Origin of the sequence: Cupriavidus sp. SIMBA_020 (genome assembly GCF_046535395.1) — a bacterium.
Classification (GTDB): Bacteria; Pseudomonadota; Gammaproteobacteria; order Burkholderiales; family Burkholderiaceae; genus Cupriavidus; species Cupriavidus campinensis.
Genome location: NZ_JAWRWU010001155.1, coordinates 1 through 253, shown reverse-complemented (window position 1 = coordinate 253; position 253 = coordinate 1). Strand labels below are relative to the sequence as shown.

Annotated in this window: 1 protein-coding gene; it reads right to left on the bottom strand. The window is 64.0% G+C overall.

Going from position 1 to position 253, the window contains the following annotated elements:
- Positions 1–253: phage tail length tape measure family protein (locus SB751_RS33160; protein ID WP_410749390.1), on the bottom strand; the 253-nt coding region annotated here is incomplete at both ends.

Here is a 253-nt window from a genome sequence, read left to right as displayed (position 1 = left end):
CGCTGGTCTGGTGAAACGTCAGCCCTGCCGCCTGCCCGGCTCTGGACAGGACCAGCATACGATCTGCCGTCAGTCCCGCCTGATTGCCGGAAAGGACCAGCGTTTTGTTGAAATCGGACAGGGTTGAGTTGCCCTGATACCAGGCATACGCCAGCGCACCGGTCGCCACCGCCAGCGAGGTGGTCCCCACCATCGGCAGGGTGATCGCACCGGCAAGCCCCCTGAACATGGGGATCATCCCGCCGAAGGAGTC